The sequence below is a fragment of the Phaeobacter italicus genome (assembly GCF_001258055.1).
Classification (GTDB): domain Bacteria; phylum Pseudomonadota; class Alphaproteobacteria; order Rhodobacterales; family Rhodobacteraceae; genus Phaeobacter; species Phaeobacter italicus.
The window spans coordinates 69539-89877 of sequence record NZ_CVRM01000033.1 but is presented as its reverse complement, the minus strand read 5'-3'; the positions used below and the strand labels follow the sequence as shown (position 1 = coordinate 89877).

The 20339-nt window shown below is 61.7% G+C and carries 21 protein-coding genes; 5 read left to right on the top strand and 16 right to left on the bottom strand.

Annotation, left to right across the window (positions count from 1 at the left end; genetic code table 11):
* Nucleotides 1-79: 79 nt before the first annotated feature.
* Complete coding sequence (locus NIT7645_RS15370; protein WP_278245784.1) at nt 80-892, bottom strand: glycosyltransferase family 25 protein; 813 nt, start codon at nt 890-892, stop codon at nt 80-82.
* Nucleotides 893-1003: 111 nt separating this feature from the next.
* Complete coding sequence (gene proS / locus NIT7645_RS15365; RefSeq protein ID WP_008559255.1) at nt 1004-2356, bottom strand: proline--tRNA ligase; 1353 nt, start codon at nt 2354-2356, stop codon at nt 1004-1006.
* Between proS and NIT7645_RS19775 the strand changes: the two genes are divergently transcribed.
* From NIT7645_RS19775 to NIT7645_RS15350, 4 genes are all read left to right on the top strand, one after another.
* Nucleotides 2355-2483 carry a hypothetical protein gene (locus NIT7645_RS19775; protein ID WP_278245779.1) on the top strand — a complete coding sequence of 43 codons (129 nt, stop codon included), beginning with the start codon at nt 2355-2357 and terminating at the stop codon, nt 2481-2483. The two genes, proS and NIT7645_RS19775, sit on opposite strands and share 2 nt — an antisense overlap.
* 163 nt (nt 2484-2646) lie before the next feature.
* Nucleotides 2647-3714 (top strand): AI-2E family transporter, encoded by a 1068-nt coding sequence (locus NIT7645_RS15360; protein ID WP_008561907.1) that lies wholly within the window; start codon nt 2647-2649, stop codon nt 3712-3714.
* An 8-nt stretch (nt 3715-3722) separates the two neighbouring features.
* A complete protein-coding gene (locus NIT7645_RS15355) occupies nt 3723-4538 on the top strand; it encodes a P-loop NTPase family protein (protein ID WP_008561305.1) in 816 nt (271 codons plus the stop codon).
* 47 nt (nt 4539-4585) lie between these two features.
* Nucleotides 4586-6133, top strand: coding sequence for a Ppx/GppA family phosphatase (locus tag NIT7645_RS15350; RefSeq protein ID WP_050687468.1), 1548 nt, complete (start codon nt 4586-4588; stop codon nt 6131-6133).
* Between the two features lie 59 nt (nt 6134-6192).
* Here the strand turns inward: NIT7645_RS15350 and NIT7645_RS15345 are convergent, their stop codons facing one another.
* The 7 genes from NIT7645_RS15345 to NIT7645_RS15315 all read right to left on the bottom strand — a co-directional run bounded on the left by NIT7645_RS15345 (nt 6193) and on the right by NIT7645_RS15315 (nt 12724).
* Nucleotides 6193-6642, bottom strand: a complete 450-nt coding sequence (locus NIT7645_RS15345; RefSeq protein WP_008561455.1) for a hypothetical protein — start codon at nt 6640-6642, stop codon at nt 6193-6195.
* Between the two features lie 106 nt (nt 6643-6748).
* A complete protein-coding gene (locus NIT7645_RS15340; RefSeq protein WP_008561027.1) occupies nt 6749-7744 on the bottom strand; it encodes an endonuclease/exonuclease/phosphatase family protein in 996 nt (331 codons plus the stop codon).
* Nucleotides 7725-8423, bottom strand: a complete 699-nt coding sequence (locus NIT7645_RS15335; RefSeq protein WP_008558847.1) for a molecular chaperone DjiA — start codon at nt 8421-8423, stop codon at nt 7725-7727. Before NIT7645_RS15335 ends, NIT7645_RS15340 begins: the two co-directional genes overlap by 20 nt.
* 9 nt (nt 8424-8432) lie before the next feature.
* Nucleotides 8433-8957 carry a GNAT family N-acetyltransferase gene (locus NIT7645_RS15330; protein WP_008563101.1) on the bottom strand — a complete coding sequence of 175 codons (525 nt, stop codon included), beginning with the start codon at nt 8955-8957 and terminating at the stop codon, nt 8433-8435.
* Nucleotides 8954-9556: a VOC family protein gene (locus NIT7645_RS15325; protein ID WP_008559837.1), complete on the bottom strand. Its 603-nt coding sequence runs from the start codon at nt 9554-9556 to the stop codon at nt 8954-8956. The genes NIT7645_RS15330 and NIT7645_RS15325 overlap by 4 nt, the downstream gene beginning before the upstream one ends.
* A 134-nt stretch (nt 9557-9690) precedes the next feature.
* Nucleotides 9691-11814 (bottom strand): methylmalonyl-CoA mutase, encoded by a 2124-nt coding sequence (gene scpA, locus NIT7645_RS15320; RefSeq protein WP_008562708.1) that lies wholly within the window; start codon nt 11812-11814, stop codon nt 9691-9693.
* Nucleotides 11777-12724, bottom strand: coding sequence for a hypothetical protein (locus NIT7645_RS15315; RefSeq protein WP_224832877.1), 948 nt, complete (start codon nt 12722-12724; stop codon nt 11777-11779). Before NIT7645_RS15315 ends, scpA begins: the two co-directional genes overlap by 38 nt.
* 193 nt (nt 12725-12917) lie before the next feature.
* Here NIT7645_RS15315 and NIT7645_RS15310 point away from each other — a divergent pair, with 193 nt between their 5' ends.
* A complete protein-coding gene (locus NIT7645_RS15310; protein ID WP_037302751.1) occupies nt 12918-13481 on the top strand; it encodes a DUF4174 domain-containing protein in 564 nt (187 codons plus the stop codon).
* Between the two features lie 25 nt (nt 13482-13506).
* Here the strand turns inward: NIT7645_RS15310 and NIT7645_RS15305 are convergent, their stop codons facing one another.
* The 7 genes from NIT7645_RS15305 to NIT7645_RS15280 all read right to left on the bottom strand — a co-directional run bounded on the left by NIT7645_RS15305 (nt 13507) and on the right by NIT7645_RS15280 (nt 20127).
* Complete coding sequence (locus NIT7645_RS15305; RefSeq protein WP_008559104.1) at nt 13507-14034, bottom strand: hypothetical protein; 528 nt, start codon at nt 14032-14034, stop codon at nt 13507-13509.
* A 9-nt stretch (nt 14035-14043) separates the two neighbouring features.
* The gene (locus NIT7645_RS15300; protein ID WP_050687524.1) at nt 14044-16089 is read right to left on the bottom strand and encodes an acetyl-CoA carboxylase biotin carboxylase subunit; all 2046 of its coding nucleotides are present in this window, start codon (nt 16087-16089) and stop codon (nt 14044-14046) included.
* Nucleotides 16090-16283: 194 nt separating this feature from the next.
* Nucleotides 16284-16487: a hypothetical protein gene (locus NIT7645_RS15295; protein ID WP_008558821.1), complete on the bottom strand. Its 204-nt coding sequence runs from the start codon at nt 16485-16487 to the stop codon at nt 16284-16286.
* Nucleotides 16488-16958: 471 nt separating this feature from the next.
* Nucleotides 16959-17315, bottom strand: a complete 357-nt coding sequence (locus NIT7645_RS15290; protein ID WP_008560063.1) for a hypothetical protein — start codon at nt 17313-17315, stop codon at nt 16959-16961.
* Between the two features lie 69 nt (nt 17316-17384).
* Nucleotides 17385-17525, bottom strand: a complete 141-nt coding sequence (locus NIT7645_RS19550) for a hypothetical protein (RefSeq protein ID WP_008562807.1) — start codon at nt 17523-17525, stop codon at nt 17385-17387.
* A gap of 235 nt (nt 17526-17760) precedes the next feature.
* Nucleotides 17761-18318: a DUF6497 family protein gene (locus NIT7645_RS15285; RefSeq protein WP_008562932.1), complete on the bottom strand. Its 558-nt coding sequence runs from the start codon at nt 18316-18318 to the stop codon at nt 17761-17763.
* Nucleotides 18319-18594: 276 nt separating this feature from the next.
* Nucleotides 18595-20127 carry an acyl-CoA carboxylase subunit beta gene (locus tag NIT7645_RS15280; RefSeq protein WP_008561210.1) on the bottom strand — a complete coding sequence of 511 codons (1533 nt, stop codon included), beginning with the start codon at nt 20125-20127 and terminating at the stop codon, nt 18595-18597.
* Between the last annotated feature and the right edge of the window lie 212 nt (nt 20128-20339).

The window sequence follows — 20339 nt, the reverse complement described above, 5'->3', positions numbered from 1 at the left end:
TGCCCGGAAATTTTGCGCCAAAGTGGGGGTTCAGGCGGGTGGGGTCAAGGTGCAGGTCAAAGGCGCCACCAGCCACGCTCTATGTTACATCCAAAACAAGCGGCAGGTTGCTTGGCCCTTCAATCGGATCCAGACGACCGCCCGTCAGACGCAGAACAGGATCAGTCACGAGCCGCTCACGGCACCTGCTCGCTGCTCTGCAGATCTCTTTCTTCAAACGATAAAGGACAGGCCCCTTGTCGCGCGTCTCCCCTGAGATTTGGGAAACACTCAATTGGGCTGGAACGCTTGCCCGAGGGCTGGCGCACCCAGAATTCTGCGCCTGCATACAAATCGGTCGTTCGAGTTGAAAGAGAGAGAGGTGTTTTTGCTGCGAAAAGATAAAGTCGTCTACGGTATCGCAAAACGCCTGCGAGCGATGCAACAGCACCTCTGCCGCTTCGGGAGTGAGAACATAGGCAGCCGAGCTTGGCACCGGCTGCAAAAGCCTGCTCAGTTCCGCACCGCTATCATTTGCTGGCAGAGCGCCCCGACGGATCGGCATGTCGAGCCAATCCAGTTTCACCAGGTCTTTTCCACCAAGCCGCCCCGCAACGGCATCAATCGTTTCACCAAACTGCGAACACAGCAGAATATCGTCTTCCAGAATGACCGTGACTTCCTGGGAGGCGACAACCTGCTTCCATGCTGTTCGATGGCTGAGAAAACATCCAAGCTCCCCCGGTGTCAGCTCCCAGCGAGACCGCCATTCATGCGGGCGATATTCAGGGACACGGCCCACGGTCCGCCCATCAACAGCAGAGATTCTGGTGACATTGTAAAGCCCAGCTGCCGCGAGTTGGGTTTTCATGAAATTGCACCGGTCTAAGGCCCGATCCAAATTGATCAGCAAAACTGGCAAACGCAAAACTGACGTCTCCGAAATAAATTCGAAATCAAATCAAATTCTTGCTCTCCCCCCCCTTCATCCATGAGAGGGGGGAGAGAGACAAAAGATGGTATCTCAGAACCCCTGCGGCGTGCGGTGGTTGGCGTAGATCTCGATGATCTTGGCAACGGCGGCTTCCGGGGCCAGCTCTTCGCTCTCGCCGGTGCGGCGCGAGGTGAGTTCGACCACACCGTTCTTGAGCCCACGCGGGCCGACGGTGATGCGCCAGGGCAGACCGATCAGATCCATCGTCGCAAACTTGCCGCCTGCGCGTTCGTTGCGGTCATCATAAAGCGGGTCAAGACCGGCAGCGACCAGCGCCTTGTAAAGATCCTCGCAGGCCCCATCTGCCGCTTCGTCACCCTGTTTCAGGTTCACGATGCCACAGTGGAACGGGGTCACGCCTTCGGGCCAGATGATGCCCTTGTCGTCGTGGCTGGCTTCGATGATGGCCCCCAACAGACGCGATACGCCAATCCCGTGCGAGCCCATGTGAACCGGCACTTCGCCATCGGGGGTTTGCACCTTGGCCCCCATCGCTTCGGAATATTTGGTGCCGAAATAGAAGATCTGGCCCACCTCGATCCCACGGGCCACGCGGCGGCGGTCTTCCGGGATCTCGTTGAACAGCGCTTCGTCATGGGTTTCATCGGTGCGGGCGTATTTGGAGGTGAACTCCTCCAGAACGCCCTGGCACTGCTCTACGCTGTCGTAATCGATTTCACGATCGCCAAAGGTCAGATCGGTCACCGCGCTGTCATAGAACACCTCGGACTCACCGGTTTCGGCCAGCACCAGGAATTCATGGGTGTAATCACCCCCAATCGGGCCACCATCGGCGCGCATCGGGATCGCCTGCAGGCCCATACGCTCATAGGTGCGCAGATAGCTCACCAGGTGGCGGTTGTAGGCATGCAGCGCGTCTTCTTTCGACAGGTCAAAGTTGTAGCCGTCTTTCATATAGAATTCGCGGCCCCGCATCACGCCAAAGCGCGGGCGGATCTCGTCGCGGAATTTCCACTGGACCTGATACATGGTCAGCGGCAGATCCTTGTAAGAGGACACGTGGTTGCGGAAGATGTCGGTGATCATCTCCTCGTTGGTGGGGCCAAACAGCATGTCGCGGTCGTGGCGGTCCTTGATGCGCAGCATCTCCTGGCCGTAGTCGTCATAGCGACCCGACTCGCGCCACAGATCGGCAGGCTGCATGGTCGACATCAGCATCGGGATGTGACCCGCGCGCATCTGTTCCTCGTGAACGATGCCTTCGATCTTTTTCAGAACCTTAAAGCCCAGCGGCAGCCAGGAATAGATACCGGCGGCGGACTGTTTGATCATGCCGGCACGCAGCATGTAGCGGTGGCTGACGATCTGTGCCTCGGAGGGGTTCTCCTTCAGCACGGGAAGAAAATAGCGGGACAGGCGCATGGCGGTCTCATTTGTGTATCTGGTTTCCCAAGCGATCTACGGCATCAGCGCGGCTGGGGCAATCACGCTTTGTGTTTTGCACGCCCCCTGCCCCCGGATCGGGCGGGGCCTGCCGCAGGCCGAATGAAACCGCAGCCAGATCCACAGGGCGAGCGACGTGATCGCGTCCCTAGATAGCCCGTTGGACGGAACCCTGTTGCGGTCATTGGGGTTGCATCACCGGGGCGCATCGGCGAAGACTTCCATCCGACAGACGCCGCAGGATCAGGCTGAGAGCAGGGACGCAGAACATGGCACTTCCGGCACAGAAGCAATTGAAATACTGGGGCATTGCCGCCGTCGTCTTTGCCGTGGTGATGTGGGCCCTTGGTGATGTCCTGCTGCCCTTTGTGCTGGGTGCGGCCATTGCCTATCTGATCGACCCGATTGCCGACCGGCTGGAGGACGCAGGGCTCAGCCGGACGGCAGCAACCGCAACAATCACCGTGGCAGCGGTTTTGCTGTTTGTGGTCATGCTGCTGGTTGTCGTGCCAACGCTGATCTATCAGATGATGGACCTTGCCCGCGTCCTGCCCGAGGCGTTTAACAATCTGCGCGAATTTGCCCAGCAACACGCCCCCTCTCTCTTTGACGAGGGCAGCCGCGCGCAGCAGACCATCGTCTCCATCGCCCAGACCCTGCAAAGCAAGGCCATCGCCGTCCTTGAGGGCGTGGTGGGATCTGCTGTCTCGCTGGTCAACGTGATGGTGCTGTTCGTGATCGTGCCGGTGGTTGCGGTCTATCTGCTGCTGGACTGGGACCGCATGGTGGCCCGCATCGACGAACTGCTGCCGCGCGATCACGCGCCGACCATTCGCCACCTTGCCGGACGGATCGACAAGGTGCTGGCGTCTTTCATTCGCGGGATGGGCACGGTCTGCCTGATCCTTGGCACCTACTACGCCGTCGCGCTGATGGTGGTTGGTCTGAACTTTGGCCTTGCGGTCGGGTTCATCGCCGGGCTCGTCACCTTCATCCCCTATCTCGGGGCGCTGATTGGCGGGGCGCTGGCGATCGGGCTTGCGCTGTTCCAGTTCTGGGGCGACTGGTGGTCCATTGGCATGGTTGCAGGCGTTTTTGTGATCGGCCAGGTGGTGGAAGGCAATTTCCTGACCCCCAAACTGGTTGGCAACTCGGTCGGGCTGCATCCGGTCTGGCTGTTGCTTGCACTGTCGGTCTTTGGCGCGCTGTTTGGCTTTGTCGGCATGCTGATCGCGGTACCGGTCGCAGCCGCGCTGGGAGTGATTGCACGTTTCCTGGTAGAGCAGTATCTGGACAGCCGACTCTATCAGGGCAAAGCCCACAATGACGCGGACTGAACTGACCAATGGCCCAGCAGCTGAGCTTTGACCTTCCGGCGAAACCGGCGCTGGGGCGGGATGATTTCTTTGTCGCCCCCTCCAATGCGATGGCAGTGGCGATGCTGGACCCCTCGTTTGCCTGGCCCGGCGGCAAGCTCGTGCTCAGCGGGCCGAAACGGTCGGGCAAGACACATCTTGTCCACGTCTGGGCCAGCAATTCCGGCGCGCAGATCCTGCCTGCCTGGCAGCTGACCAAGGCCGCTGTCCCGCAGCTTGCGGAAGGGCCGATCGCAATCGAGGACGTGCCGGATATTGCCGACAACACCGAGGCCCAGGATGCGCTGTTTCATCTGCACAATCTGGTGTTGGCCAATGGCCATGCCCTGATGCTGACCGGGCGCGCAGCGCCCCGGCTATGGGGGATGTCGCTCCCCGACCTGCAAAGCCGGATCGAAGGCGCGCCCCATGCGCAGCTGCAACCCCCAGATGATGCGCTGTTGTCGGTGGTGCTGGCAAAGCTGTTCAACGACCGCCAGATCACCCCAAAGCCCGATGTGATCCCCTATCTGGTCGCCCATATGGACCGGTCCTTTGCCGCGGCCTCGCAGATTGTGGAGGAGCTGGACCAGCTGTCGCTGGCTGAGGGGCGGATGGTGTCGCGCGCGCTTGCGGTGCAGCTGATGTCTGACCGCCCGCAAGATGCCGCAAGGGGCGCAGCCCCGCCCCCCATCGCCCAGCCCATCGCTGATCGCCCCGCTGATGCCCCGGCTGACGTCCCGGCACCGGGGACAGCCACAGGCCAAGATGCAACCAAAACAGACGATGATCGGCGTGGCGATTGACCGCTTCGCGCTGATCCCCCATCCTCATGACACGAAACGGAGCTGACATGGACGTGACACCTGAACCAGCCACCGCCGAATGGGGGCCGTTTGGCCGCCCGATTTTTGATGACCCCGGCGCGCGCGCGCTGTCTCGGGTGGGCGTTGTGGACGTCGGCTCCAACTCAGTCCGGATGGTGATCTTTGACGGCGCGGCCCGCAGCCCCGCCTATTTCTACAACGAAAAGATCATGTGCGCTCTGGGTGCGGGCCTGTCTGAAACCGGTCGGCTCAACCCCGAGGGGCGTGTCCGGGCGCTGTCTGCGTTGCGCCGGTTCCAGCATCTGGCCAAGGGCATGGGCATGCCGCCCCTGTCGGTGGTGGCCACGGCGGCGGTCCGCGACGCCAGCGATGGGCAGGAATTCTGCGAAGAGGTGCTGCGCGAAACCGGGCTGAAGATCCATGTGATCGACGGTCAGGAAGAGGCGCGGCTGTCAGCCCAAGGTGTTTTGCTGGGCTGGCCCGGCGCCTATGGGCTGATCTGCGATATCGGTGGCTCGTCGATGGAGCTGGCCGAAATCCATGACGGTCAGGTCGGCAAGCGCGTGACATCCTCTCTTGGCCCGCTGAAACTGCGCGACATTCCCGGTGGCAGACGGGGGCGCAAGGCGCATATCACCGAGGGCATTCAGGATCTGCACGAACAGATGGGTCAGCAGCGCGATCGTCTGTTTCTTGTCGGCGGCAGCTGGCGTGCCATCGCCCGCGTCGACATGGAGCGGCGCGGCTATCCGATGCGGGTTCTGCACGAATACCGCATGAGCGCGCAATCCGTCCGCGACACCCTGCGGTTCATCGAAACCTCTGATCTGGAAGAGCTGCGCGCCGCCTGCGGGATCTCCAGCGCGCGGATGTCACTGGTGCCTTTTGCAGCCGACGTGCTGTCGCGGCTGATCAAGACGTTCAAGCCCAAGGATATCGCGGTTTCCAGCTACGGGATCCGTGAGGGGCTGCTGTACGAGCAGATGCCCGACCGGCTGCGCAACCGTGATCCCCTGATCGAGGCCTGCCGTTTTGCCGAGATGAAGGACGCGCGCATTCCGGGTTTTGGCCGCACGCTTTATGATTTTGTCAGCCCCCTGTTCCGCGCCTCTCCGCATACCAAAATGCGTCTGGTCAAGGCCGCCTGCCTGCTGCATGACGTCAGCTGGCGCGCCCATCCCGATTACCGCGCCGAGGTCTGTTTCGACAACGCCACCCGCGCCAATCTGGGCGGGCTGAAACATTCGGAACGTGTGTTTCTCGGGCTGGCGCTGTTGCACCGCTACCGCAACAAGCGGCAGGGCACGGCGTTTGAACATCTCTATGAGCTGCTGGATGAACGTGGCCGCAAGGAAGCTGAGATCCTAGGCAAGGCGATGCGTTTCGGGGCTATGCTGATGGTCTCCAAATCGGGCGACATCGGCAAGCTCACCTGGCAGCCGCGCAAGAAACACCTGCATCTGGAACTGCCCAAGGAAGCCGAGCCGCTGTTTGGTGAGGTCGCAGAATCCCGGCTCAGCTCCCTCGCCCGCTCGCTTGAGGCTGAGGTGACGGTCAAACTGCGCAAACCGTAGGGTCAGCCCCCCTTGCACCAAACCAAAAAGGCAGCCCCGTGTGGCTGCCTTTTTTCTTCTCAGATGTCCGTGGTGCCCTCTGGCGGGAGGGCGTTCGGGGCGGTTTCCGGTTCGCTTTCGGGGGCGGTGTCCGGTTTGCGGCGGATGATGATGTCGCCGTTGGGCAGGATTTCGGGCCGTTCATAGACGCTCCAATCCTCAACCTGAGCCGCGATATCAGCAAGAGCCGGGCCCATTTCAGACAGGAACCCCTGCAGGCTGGGGCCGAATTCATCCGCCAGGGCACGCAGGTCATCAATGGCGGGGGCCATTTCCTGACGCAGCCCCTCCCAGAACAGCTCAGCCCCGCGCTGCATCAGGGTGCTGCCCTCTTCTTCTGTTGCTGGCGGCTGGGTGTCCTGCGCGGTGGCAGGCAGCGCCAGCGCAAGAGCCAGCGGCAGGGCCAGCGCGACACGGGTTCGCGTGCCCGGGGTCCGGGGGGCGGCGACGGAAGAGATCAGCAGATGCATTTTTGGTGTCCCTCTGTGGGATGTGGCGGCCAGGAGAGTGGCCCGTTGAAATGGCGCGGCGGCGGCGGTGGCGGCATACCTGATATAAGACCCCGGCCCGCCGAGTTTAAGGCAGATCGATATCCAGGCTCACGGGGAAATGGTCAGAGGCCTGCAGCAAAGCCTCGCGCAGCGGCGCATCCTCGTAGCAGGCGGCATCCTCGAACGGGTGCCAGATCCGCCAGCGCGGCTGATGGCGCATCAACCCCGGCGACAGCATGATGTAGTCGAGAAGAGCGCTGAAATAGCGGCGGGTTTCCTTGTTGTAAAAGCGTGCAGTGCTGGGCAGCACCCGCAGACGCGGCGCCAGCAGGCTTTGGGCGTGGGGGTCGTGCAGATCGCTGTTCATCACGATTTCGACCGACGAGCGGTTGAACAGTTTTTCATACTGATCAAGCCCCGGACCGTCGTTCAGATCGCCCAGAACAATGACGTCCTGCCCCTCTGCCAGCCGCTGATCGATGCGGCGGCGCAACCAGATCGCCTGCGCCAGCTGTTTGCGCCGATTGGCAATCGACAACGTGGTGACCGCAGCCGGGGTACGCGCGCCATGCGGTGCCTTTGATTTCAGATGCGCCCCGATCAGCGCAAGGCTGGTGCCGCCCTTTGTCTTGACGGTCAGTTCCAGCGGCGGTTTGGAAAAGGCGACTTCGTCCTTTTGGGCGTCGATATCAAGATCGATGTGGAACACCCCGTCAAAGCGCGGCGCGGCGTCGTTTTGGCCGGGTGTGTGAACCGCGTCCATGACGTCTGGATCATAGAGAAAGGTGATTTCCTGCTGCGTATCATTGGAAAAGCCACTGATCGCTTCGCGGGCGCGCAGCCCTGCTTCTGCCGCGAAATGTTCAAGCGCGCGCACGCTCTGCTGGCGAGAGTTGGTGTCCGGCGCCTCGATCACCATGATGCCGTCGGCGTCGAGCGCAGTGAACACCTTTGCCAGGGCGCGGGCTTGGGTTGCACGGTCAATCCCGTGGCGGCCCGACAATTTGCCATCCAGCACCAACCGGTCGGCGCGATCAAACAGCGCCGAAAACCATTCGACGTTATACGTGACGAGCCGCATGGCCGGAACACCCGCTGATTTCGTCCCAGGCCCTGTTGATGTCAATCATCCGCTTTTCAGCAAGGCGCACCGCCTCTTCCGGCACGCCGCGCGCCATCATGGAATCGGGGTGGGTTTCGCGCACCAGCTTGCGCCAGTGTTTGCGGATCTCATCGCGCGGCATGTCGGGCGATACGCCGAGCACCGTATAGGGATCGCGCGGCGCGTCAGGGACAAATCGCGCGCGCAGGGCCTGAAACTGCTGCGGGGTCTGGCCAAAGATGCGGCTGACCTCCTCCAGAAACTCGTTCTCGCCGGGATGATAAAACCCATCCGCCATGGCGATATGAAACAACCCTTCCATCAGATCGCACAGCGTCTGCGGGTCGTTGGCGAACATCTTCTGGATGCGGGCGGCATAATCCTGATAGCCCGCGATATCCGTCCGTGCCAGATCAAACACCCGCGCAGCGCCGGCCTCATCCTCGGCTGCGATCTGAAACACCTCGCGAAAGGCTGTGACCTCATCGCGGGTGACCTGACCATCGGCCTTGGCCATCTTGGCCCCAAGCGCGATCACCGCAATGGCAAAGGCGACGGTGCGTTCGGGGGGCGCGCGGAGCGTGTCGAAGACTTCGCTCAGGCTCTGGCCTGCGGCCAGGGCAGAGAGGGCTTCGGTGATGCGGGTCCAAAGTGACATGACCCCAGATTAACCGCTCTGGCCGGTGCTGTCAGGGGCTCTATCGTTCGATGGCGTCAGAATTTTCTGCATCAGCACAAGATCCAGCCACTGGCCCCACTTGTACCCCACTTCGGGCATCCGCCCCACCTCGGCAAAGCCCACGGCGGCGTGAAAGGCCACACCGCCGGGATTGGCGGCGCTGATGCCCGCAACCAGCACATGGACGCCCTCGGCGCGCGCGACATCTTCAATCGCGGTCATCAGCGCCCGCCCTGCCCCGCGCCCGCGGGCGGTTTCGGCCAGATAGATCGCATGTTCACAGGTGCGCGCATAACCGGGTCCGGTGCGAAACCCCCCAAGATTGATATAGCCGAGGATCTCTCCGGCCTCTTCGGCCACCTGCAGGCGCGCCCCTTTTGAGCCGATATCAGCCGCGACCTCTGCCGGGGTCTTTTCATCCGTGGTGAAGGTGATCAGCGTGTCGCGGATGATCTGGTTGGTGATCTCTGCGATGGCGGGCGCGTCTGCCGAGGTCGCCTGACGGACAATCATCGCAGCACCCGCCGCCCGTGGGGGGTGTCAAACTCTGCCTCGAACCCTGCCGGGCCGCTGTGGATTTCCACACGCGGATCATCCAACGGCAGCGCCTTTGCCAGTGCCGTGCTGTCCGGGTGCGACAGGTGCAGGCGGCGCAGGGTGCAGCCCTGCTGGGTCAGCTGCGCGGCGGGATGGGGGCTGTGCCACTGCATCAGTGCCGGGAACATGTTGTCAAACGGCAGGATGCCATCGCCGGGAACCGCCATCTGCCAGCGCAGATCGCCGCGTTGCAGATCAACGATCTCGCCTGCCCCCTTTGGCGCGTTTTCCAGGGCCCTCACCAGATCATCGCAGCGACAGATCCAGTTGGTGATCCGCGCAGGCCCCTGCCTGCGATCCATGTCAAACCAGCGCGGGCTGCGCTGGGGTGTTGCGGTCGGATCAATCGCAATGGCCTCCATGTAGAGACCATCGGCCAGCCCCAAGAGACGGTTATGGGTGCCGAAGACCGCATGGCTGCCACCGGGTTGCATCGGCACGCCAAGGCTGTCTTCGACATGGGCGACTGCCTCTTCCAACGTGTCTGCGGCAACGGCCAGATGATCGAGCTCCATGACGTCTCTCCCCTTGTTCGTGCGGATCATGCTGCGGGGAGACTAGCCGCCAGCGGCACAGGTGCAAGCGGGAAAGAAAAACACCCGCCCCGGCAGTCCGGAACGGGTGTGGCCATGCCCAAACGACGGGCAGATCAGCTCTGGCGGATCAGGTTCAGGATATCCTGTGCCGCCTCTGGGATGTTGGTGCCGGGGCCAAAGATTGCCTTGACGCCATTGTCATAGAGGAACTGATAGTCCTGCTGCGGAATGACACCGCCGCAGATCACGATGATATCCTCTGCGCCCTGCTCTTTCAGCGCCTTGACCAACTGAGGGGCCAGCGTCTTGTGACCCGCCGCCTGGCTGGAGATCCCGACCACATGCACGTCATTGTCGATGGCATCCTGCGCGGCCTCTTCCGGGGTCTGGAACAGCGGGCCGACGTCAACGTCAAAACCGATATCGGCAAAGGCTGTGGCAATCACCTTGGCGCCGCGGTCGTGGCCGTCCTGGCCCATCTTGACCACCAGAAGACGCGGGCGACGGCCCTCTGCCTCGGCAAAGTCCTCGATGGATTTCTGAATGGCGGCAAAGCCTTCGTCGCCCTCGTAGGCGGCACCATAGACACCGGCCAAGGTTTTAACCTCGGCGCTGTGGCGGCCGAATTCCTTTTCCATTGCCATGCTGATTTCTCCGACTGAGGCGCGCGCGCGCGCGGCTTCGACTGCGGCAGCCAGAAGGTTGCCACCTTCCTTTGCGACGCGGGTCAGGTTGTCCAGCGCGGCCTCGCAGGCGGCGCTGTCACGGTCTGCACGCAGGGTTTCAAGACGGGCGATCTGGCTTTCGCGGACGGCGACATTGTCGACATCCAGAATGTCGATCGGGTCTTCCTTTTCCTTGCGGTATTTGTTGACGCCGACGATCACCTCTTCGCCGCGGTCAATCATCGCCTGACGTTTGGCGGCGCTCTCCTCGATGCGCAGTTTCGGCATCCCGGAAGCCACGGCCTTGGTCATGCCGCCCATTTCCTCGACCTCTTCCATCAGCGCCCAGGCCTTTTCCACCAGCTCGTTGGTGAGGCTTTCGACATAGTAGGAGCCGGCCAGCGGATCGACCACATTGGTGACGCCGGTTTCTTCCTGCAGGACCAGCTGAGTGTTGCGGGCAATGCGGGCAGAGAAGTCGGTGGGCAGCGCGATGGCCTCGTCCAGCGCGTTGGTGTGCAGGGATTGCGTGCCACCCAGAACCGCAGACATCGCCTCATAGGCGGTGCGGATCACGTTGTTGTAGGGGTCTTGCTCTTGCAGGCTGACGCCCGAGGTCTGGCAGTGGGTGCGCAGCATCTTGGAGCGGTCATTCTTGGCGCCAAAGTCGGTCATCACACGATGCCAGAGCGTCCGGGCGGCGCGCAGTTTGGCGATCTCCATGAAGAAGTTCATGCCAATCGCAAAGAAGAACGACAGGCGGCCTGCGAATTTATCGACATCCATGCCCGCCTCCATCGCGGCGCGCACATATTCGCGCCCGTCCGCAAGGGTATAGGCCAGCTCCTGCACGAGGTTCGCGCCCGCTTCCTGCATGTGGTAGCCGGAAATCGAGATGGAGTTGAACTTCGGCATCTCGTTCGAGGTGTATTCGATGATGTCCGAAATGATCCGCATCGAGGGTTCGGGCGGGTAGATATAGGTGTTGCGGACCATGAACTCTTTCAGAATGTCATTCTGAATGGTGCCCGCCAGCAGCGATTTGTCGTGGCCCTGCTCTTCGCCTGCGACGATGAAGTTCGCAAGGATCGGGATCACCGCGCCGTTCATGGTCATGGAGACCGACACCTGATCCAGCGGGATGCCGTCAAACAGGACTTTCATGTCCTCGACACTGTCGATGGCCACGCCGGCCTTGCCGACATCGCCCACAACGCGGGGGTGGTCGCTGTCGTAGCCACGGTGGGTAGCAAGGTCAAAGGCGACAGAGACGCCCTGCTGACCGGCGGCAAGGTTGCGGCGGTAAAAGGCGTTGGATTCCTCGGCGGTGGAGAAGCCCGCATATTGGCGGATGGTCCAGGGGCGCCCTGCGTACATCGTCGCCTTCACCCCACGGGTGAACGGGCCAAAGCCCGGCAGCGTGCCCATATGGGGCAGATCCTTGGTGTCCGCTTCGGTGTAAAGCGGTTTGACATCAATGCCTTCCAGCGTTTTCCAGGTCAGCGCGTCCAGCGAACGGCCGCGCAGTTCCTTTTCAGCCAGGGCCCGCCAATCGTCGGTTTTGGTCGTCATCGGAAGTTCCTCTTGTCAGGTCGGATGAGGACGGGTTCAGGCCCGCCGCTTTTTTGTCGGGGTCGGCCACCAGCCGGGCCAGTCCATCGGCACCGGCGTGTAGCCACATCAGATCATCGGCATAGCGTTCCCGCAGGGCTGCGGATTGCGCTTCGCTGAAGGGGGACCATCGGCCCTCGCCTCGGGGCAGCTGGTGGGCCTGTTCCGGCCCCAACTTGTGGCGCAGCACCGGGAGCGGATCGGCGCAGTTGATGCGGTCCACCTTGCGCAGCCGGGCCAGGCGTTTGCCGGTCAGCTGCTGCAGCTGCACTTCGGGGCGGTCGCCATAGGTTTCATAGGGCATGACCCAGATCCGCGCCTCTGGCAGGGCGCAGGCCAGATCGCTCAGGACATCGCGCCAGCTGCGGGGCGTGTCGGCCAGCTCTGCCAGCAGATCGGCGTCTGGCAGCGGGTGGCCGTTGGCCACCATGGATGCCAGCAGTGACCCCCAGAACCGATCCGGGCTGCGCAGGATGACCATCACGTCGCGCACCTGCCCGTCAAAGGCGGCACCATAGCGCGCCATGCGGTCGCCAACGCTGGGGTAAAGGCTGCGCGCGCGCAGGATCTCATGGCGCCGTCCCATCATGCGGGGGCCACAAATCAGGAGATCATCGGCGCCACTGCGACGCACCTGTTCCAGCCGCATCTGAACCCGGCCACGGGCCCGACGGGCAAGGTTGCGGCCGGTGACAGGCGCAGGGCCTGGCAAGGCCCCATGCAACAGACCATCGCGCGTCACTTCCGGCCCCCAAAACGCCATGCCATCCGCCGCAAGCGTGGCGGCGTGGTGGCGTACGAAGGCCTGAAAATACCCGGTCGCGCACCGATGTGCGCCGACGTGCAGCATGACATCCATAGTCTTTGCCATCCCCCTTGCGACAGTCTGCAGACAGGGCTGCAGAGGTTGCGGAAGGGCAGAGTTTGCCATGACTGTGCTGACAGCAGAGTTAACAGGAGATCGGCGCAGCGCGGCCTTTTTTGACCTGTTTTTTGCAAAATGCGCGGTTTTGTGCATCGCAATCCGGTTCACCGGGCATATATTCTGGGGAACAGGAGAGCTGATGAAACACTTGTTTGTCTTTGAAAAAATCCGACTGTTGGGCGCTGTGTCCGCCTTGGCAGGCCTTGCAGCCCTGGAGCCCATGACCGTCTTGGCACAGTCTGCGGATCTATCTTCAGCTGCGCCCGCTGCTGCATCAGAACAGGCGCCGGCAGATCCGTCTGCTGTGGGGGATGGCAGCGCATCCAACGATGATCCCATCACCCGGCTGATCCGCTCTGGTGATACGGTGGATCTGGACAGTCTGAAATGGACCCATCGCCCCATCGTGGTCTTTGCCGACAGCCCGGCAGACCCGCAGTACAAGGAACAGATCGACCGGCTGAGCGCGGGCGCAAGCGCCTTGCTGGAACGGGATGTGATTGTGCTGACCGACACGGACCCCAGCACACGATCGGCGCTGCGCAAGAAGCTCAGACCGCGCGGGTTCATGCTGGTGCTTTTGGGCAAGGACGGCGGCGTCAAACTGCGCAAGCCACGGCCCTGGACCGTGCGCGAGCTGAGCAGAACCATCGACAAATTCCCCTCGCGCCTGCGCGAGGTCGAAGAGCGGCGCGGCAGCTGACGGGGCTGGGCACGGCCAATCAGCATCAGATCGCCCTGCCCTGCGCGTAAAACAGGCGTCGGTTCTGGCGATCGACAACCGCCATGAACGGCTCTGTCGGGTCATAGATCAGAACCGATGCGGGATGCAGAAGCGCCTTGAGATAGGCATCGCTCACGTCGTCCAGCATGCAGTCCTTGCCGACGATGCCGGACCTGAGAATGCTGTTGCCGCGCGTGCTGTCCGCGCTCATCACTTCCAGCGACACCATGTCGGGGGACAGGCCCGCCACCTCAAAGGCGACGGGGCTGTTGTTGTCTAGAAGGCGCAGACCCGCCTTGATCGAGCGCGCCTTGGGCAGGCGCGAGGAAATCCGGGTGGCTTTGATCTCAAAAACACCGGCGGCGCAGTTGCGGCGCGAGAAGTAATACTGCGTCTCGCCCAGCTGGACCCAATCCCCAACCGCTGCGCGCGCCTGTGCTTCGTCCTGCATTGCACAGCCTGCCAGCCCCATGAGGGCCAGCACCGCAACAGCGCGACGCGCCGTTTTGTGGTATGACTGCGCAAAGTTCATGGGCTCGTGTTACTCGAATTCCATGATCACTTCGTCAACGGCGAGGCTGTCACCGGGCGCGGCATTGATCGCGCTGACCACGCCCTTTCTCTCGGCGCGCAGGATGTTTTCCATCTTCATCGCCTCGATGGTGCACAGCGCCTGGCCTTCCTGCACTTCCTGACCGACTTCGACATCCAGTTTCACCACCAGACCCGGCATCGGGCACAGCAGCATCTTGGAGGTGTCCGGCGGCAGTTTCTCCGGCATCAGCTTGGCCAGTTCAGCCTGACGGGGGGTGCGCACATGCACCTTCAGATCCGCCCCGCGCGAGCGGATGCGGAAACCGCCGGAGATCTTGCCAACCTTCTGCACCAGCGGGCTGCCGTCGACTTCGATATGGGCCAGCTGATCACCCGGCGTCCAGTCAGAGGTGATGCGCAGCGCAGTGCCATCGCCAAAGCCCACGGTAGAGCCGTCACGATCTGCATCGATGGTGACCGCGTGATCCTGCCCCTGAAGGGAGACAACCCAGTCGGTGCCGACCTTGCGTTCGTGGTTGTCCATCCGGCCCGACACGCGGGTGCGGCGGATTTCGGCAACCCGGTGCATTGCGGCACAGGCCGCCGCGATCCGGCGCAGATCGCTGTCTGGCAGGTCCACGCCTTCAAACCCGTCGGGGTATTCCTCGGCGATGAAGGCGGTGGTCATTTCACCGGAGATGAACTTCGGGTGATCCATCACGGCAGCCACAAATGGCAGGTTGTGACCGATGCCTTCGACCTCGAAGCTGTCGAGCGCCACGCGCATGGCCTCGATCGCCTTGTCGCGGGTCGGACCCCAGGTGCAGAGCTTGGCAATCATCGGGTCGTAGTACATCGAGATTTCGCCGCCTTCAAAGACGCCGGTATCATTGCGCACTGCGGTTTCACCGGTGGGGGCATCGCCATGCCAGACGTTGTTGTCCACCATCGGACCCGCTGCAACCTCCATCGGTGGGCGATAGCGGGTCAGACGGCCGATGGACGGCAGGAAGTTGCGATAGGGGTCTTCGGCGTAAAGACGGTTTTCGATCGCCCAGCCGTTCAGCTGCACGTCCTCCTGTGCGATGGTCAGCGGCTCGCCATTGGCGACGCGGATCATCTGCTCTACCAGATCGACACCGGTGATCAGCTCTGTCACGGGGTGTTCCACCTGCAGGCGGGTGTTCATTTCAAGGAAGTAGAAGTTCTTTTCCCCGTCGACGATGAATTCCACGGTCCCGGCAGAGGCATAGCCAACAGCCTTGGCCAATGCGACCGACTGTTCGCCCATCGCGCGGCGGGTTTCTTCATCAAGGAAGGGCGACGGGGCCTCTTCGACGACTTTCTGGTTGCGGCGCTGGATGGAGCATTCCCGCTCGCCCAGGTAGATGCCGTTGCCGTGGGCATCGCAGAGCACCTGGATTTCGATGTGGCGCGGTTGCGTGACGAATTTTTCAATGAAAATCCGGTCATCGCCAAAGGAGTTCGCGGCCTCGTTCTTGGAGGACTGAAACCCTTCGCGGGCCTCGTCGTCGTTCCAGGCAATCCGCATGCCCTTGCCGCCGCCACCGGCAGAGGCCTTGATCATCACCGGGTAGCCGATTTCATTGGAAATCTTCACCGCCTCTTCCGCGTCCTCGATCAGGCCCATGTAGCCCGGAACGGTCGAAACGCCTGCCTCCTGCGCGATCTTCTTGGAGGTGATCTTGTCGCCCATCGCCTCGATTGCGCCCTTCGGGGGGCCGACAAAGGCCACGCCGGCGGCTTCGAGCGCCTCGGCGAATTTGGCGTTTTCCGACAGGAAGCCATAGCCCGGATGCACCGCCTGCGCACCGGTCTGTTTGATCGCCTCCATCACCTTGTCGATGACGATGTAGGACTGGTTTGCCGGTGGCGGGCCGATGTGCACGGCTTCATCGGCCATTTTCACATGCAGAGACTGTTTGTCGGCGTCGGAATAGATGGCAACGGTCTTGATGCCCATCTTGCGGGCCGTCTTGATGACGCGGCAGGCGATCTCGCCCCGGTTGGCGATCAGGATCTTATCAAACATAGGCAGTCCCTTGTCTTCGATGTCTTGGATGAGGTGCCGACCGGTGGGCGGCACGGTGTCTTGGATGGTCGGAACACGAAAAAGGCCGCGCCGGAGGGGTCTCCGGGCGCAGCCTTTTGGTGGTGATGGCGCAGGCCTTTGCCGCCCCGAATGCGCGGGGCGTCACAAGACCAGCAGAAATCAGAACAGGTGCATCAGCACTTGCGCGGGTTTTCCTTGCAGTAGATGACATTGGCCGCAGCGCCGACAGCGGCGCCGGTGACGAGATTGCCATCAATGAGAGCCGAACCGAGCGCGCCGGCCCCTGCCCCGTAAACCACCTGTTCGCCCGTGGTGTCGCCACAGGCCGCCAGGCCGGTACATGCTGCGAATGCCGCGATGATGAGCTTTGCCTGCATGAGCGTAGTCCTTTGCTGTTTGTCTGATTGCTCGCGCAACTCTTTGCCGTGCGATAACGGTAGGACAATACAAAGGAATTTCCAGCGGATTTATGCGCGGGAGCCTGCCAAACACTGGGGGGCAATTGGCAAGCTTCCGCCTCTGCATCCGAGAAAAAAATGGGCAGGCCGCGATTGGGGGGGCAGACCTGCCCTTCCAGGCGAAGGGGCTGGATCAGATGCATGACAGCCTGTGCTGTCATCCCCACCATGCACGGGCGATCAGCCCGGCACAGCCCCTGTCTTGGCTGCCCTGCGGATTTGGCAGGAAGTCGCGCAAATCGCGGATACGCTTGCAGATTTACGCCGAAAGCCCAGGTTTGCGCGGCATATGTCCGACGAACGGATGCCCCGGCCCACGCCCTCTGCACGCCAGCGCCCACAAGGGACAGCGGCGCCGCGGCAGAAGGATATGTGAGCCAGGCCGCCATATCAGTAGCCGCCCCCTTCGAAGACTTCGGGAAAGGACAGCTGCGCGACCGAGACATCAATGACCAGCAAGGCCTCATAGCTTGCGGGATCAAACGGCTCTTCTGCCGGGATCACTTCGCGGCCAAACAGCCAGCTCAGACGGCCGGCGTCGAGATTGCCGCGTTCAAAGGGCTGATCGCCAAAGTTTTCCCACAGCGCCTGCATGAAACCGGCATCGGCGCGCCGGTCGGCAGGACGGCGGTCGCGAAAGCGTTCGCGCCGCGTGATGGGTGTCACCCCCTTGGGGTTGGGGCGGCGGATGATGAATTGAAAATCTGTGCCCGGCAGACGGCCGGGGAACCCGCGATGTTTCAACATGATGGTGCCTCCGATCCGGCACCCCGCGGGACGGTGGAATCCGGCCGCAGGGCCGGACCCCTGTAGTGATTACTTGTACTTGCCGGTGTGGACCGGTTCGACCGAGATGGGCTCGGGCTCAACCACAACATATTCTTCTTCCTGCTGTGCGCAGGCTGCGACTGCGGCGAGCAGGCCCGCCAGGGCAACGAGTTTGATGCTCTTGGACATTTCTGTCTCCTAATTGTGTCTTTGAAACCTGCGTGGCCTGCGGCCGACGCCAGCCTCATCCTCAAATGACGGATCACGGGAAGGTGATCCGCATGCAGGATAGCCGAGAGTCGTTGCATTTCACATGACAAAGACCAAGGCGCGTGAATATCTGCCGACAAAGCTGCAAAAAAGCGCCAGTTCGCCTGTCCAGACAGGGGTTTGGGGGCGATGAGGTGATGCAGATGCGCAGCCATCAGAAGGCCTCCCACAGGCAGGCGTCGCCTTCGGGGCGGTAGGTTTCGAAAAACTGCGTCGCCTCGGCATCCATCGCACCGAAGGGCACAAACCGGTCCGACAAGGAGATCACGATCCGGGCGGGCGACAGCGTGTGCTGGCTGAGGTAGGGCAAGGCCAGCGTATGACAGAGGTGGTTCATGTCCGGCTCTGCCGTCTCAAAGCTGACCTCGTTCAGGGCGCGCGCGATCTGCGGGGCGAGGAAGCGAAACCGCACCCACAGCTCTCCCGGTGTTTCATCCAGCAGCACCTCCTGCAACGTAACGCTAAGACCCGAAGGCACATCGACCGTCTGCGCCCCTGCCGCACCCGCAGCAAACGGCGTCAGGCAAAGCGCCGAAACCGCCAGCGCGTGGCGCAGGGCACTGGTGACAGATCTGCTGATAGGCCCGTCGATGTTGGTAAAAGACAGCTCATTTCCGCAGCCCCGACCCCAAAAGACTTGGGCTCCTCCTGTCGGGGCTGCAGGCGCGTCACACGCAGTGCGCGCTGTCCGATATGAGCTGGCGCGGATCATGGGGCAGATTCGGCTCCGGTGTCAAACGTTGAGGTTAATTTGAGCAGCAGTCGCGTTGATCGCTCAAATTGATCGCATTTTGTGAACAATCCCCACGTGGATGAGGGATTGGTTCCAGGCTGTTGAAATTCAACCGCTTTGCCGGGCGCCGAACACTGGCTGGGTGATCCCTGCCGCAGATCCGCGAGAGGCGAGCGGAACAAATCAGAAACAACCAAGAGGTTATTTACCTTTGCCCGCAACGCTCTGTGGCAGGTGTTCCGGCGCCCGCCGGTGTTACAGAGGAATGTTGTCGTGCTTCTTCCAGGGGTTCTTGAGCTGTTTGTTGCGCAGCGATGCAAAGGCGCGGCTGACGCGTTTGCGGGTCGATTGCGGCATGATCACCTCGTCGATGAAGCCCCGTTCAGCCGCCACAAACGGATTGGCGAAACGCTCTTCATAGTCCTTGGTATGCTCGGCAATCTTTTCCGCATCGCCCAGATCGGCGCGATGGATGATTTCGGTCGCCCCCTTGGCCCCCATCACCGCGATTTCCGCCGTCGGCCAGGCATAGTTGAAATCACCGCGCAGATGTTTGGAGGCCATCACGTCATACGCACCACCATAGGCCTTGCGCGTGATCACGGTCACTTTTGGCACCGTCGCTTCGCCATAGGCAAACAGCAGCTTTGCGCCGTGCTTGATGACACCGCCATATTCCTGGCTGGTGCCCGGCAGAAAGCCCGGGACATCCACAAGGGTCAGGATCGGAATTTCGAAACAGTCACAGAAGCGGACAAAGCGCGCTGCCTTGCGGCTACTGTCGATGTCGAGACAGCCCGCCAGCACCATCGGCTGGTTGGCAACAACACCCACGGTCTGCCCCTCAAGGCGGATGAAGCCGGTGATGATGTTCTTGGCGTAATCTTCCTGAATTTCGTAAAAATCCCCCTCATCCGCGACCTTCAGGATCAATTCCTTCATGTCGTAAGGGGTGTTGGGGTTTTCAGGGATCAGCGTATCAAGCGAGGCCTCAACCCGGCCCGGCTCATCAAAAAACGGACGCACGGGCGGTTTTTCGCGGTTGTTGAGCGGCAGGAAATCCACCAGTCGGCGCACCTCGGCCAGGGCTTCGACGTCGTTTTCAAATGCGCCATCCGCGACAGAGGATTTCCTGGTGTGGGTCGAGGCGCCCCCCAGCTCTTCGGCGGTGACCACCTCGTTGGTGACGGTTTTCACAACGTCGGGTCCGGTGACGAACATGTAAGAGGTGTCTTTCACCATAAAGATGAAGTCGGTCATCGCAGGCGAATAGACCGCACCACCCGCACATGGCCCCATGATGACAGAGATCTGCGGGATCACGCCCGATGCCATGATGTTGCGCTGAAACACCTCGGCGTAGCCTGCAAGCGAGGCCACCCCTTCCTGAATACGCGCACCACCGGAATCGTTGATGCCGATGACGGGCGCACCGTTCTGCATGGCCATGTCCATGATCTTGCAGATTTTCTGGGCATGGGTTTCAGAGAGAGAACCGCCGAAAACGGTGAAGTCCTGGCTGAACACATAGACCATTCGGCCATTGATGGTGCCCCAGCCGGTGACCACCCCGTCGCCCGCAGGACGCTGTTTTTCCATCCCGAAATCGGTGCAGCGGTGCGCCACGAACATATCGAATTCTTCAAAGCTGCCTTCATCCAGCAGCAGTTCAATCCGCTCGCGCGCGGTCAGCTTGCCGCGGCCGTGCTGCGCATCGATCCGCTTTTGTCCGCCACCCAGCCGCGCTGCTTCGCGACGGTCTTCCAGCTCGGAAAGGATATCTTTCATGGCTTTGTCCCCTCATGAATTTCCGCTGACCATAGACGTGCATGCGGCGAACCCAAAGGGATTAATGGCAAATTTGCAAAGTCTTTGCGAAGCTCAATCGCTAATTTGCAAATCGGCTCATTCCTGCGCAAACCCAGCGCAAACCCGCGCAGATCATGGCCAGGCGGCCGGCCTTCTTGATGTGCTGCCGGGAGTGATCGTATCACCGGGGA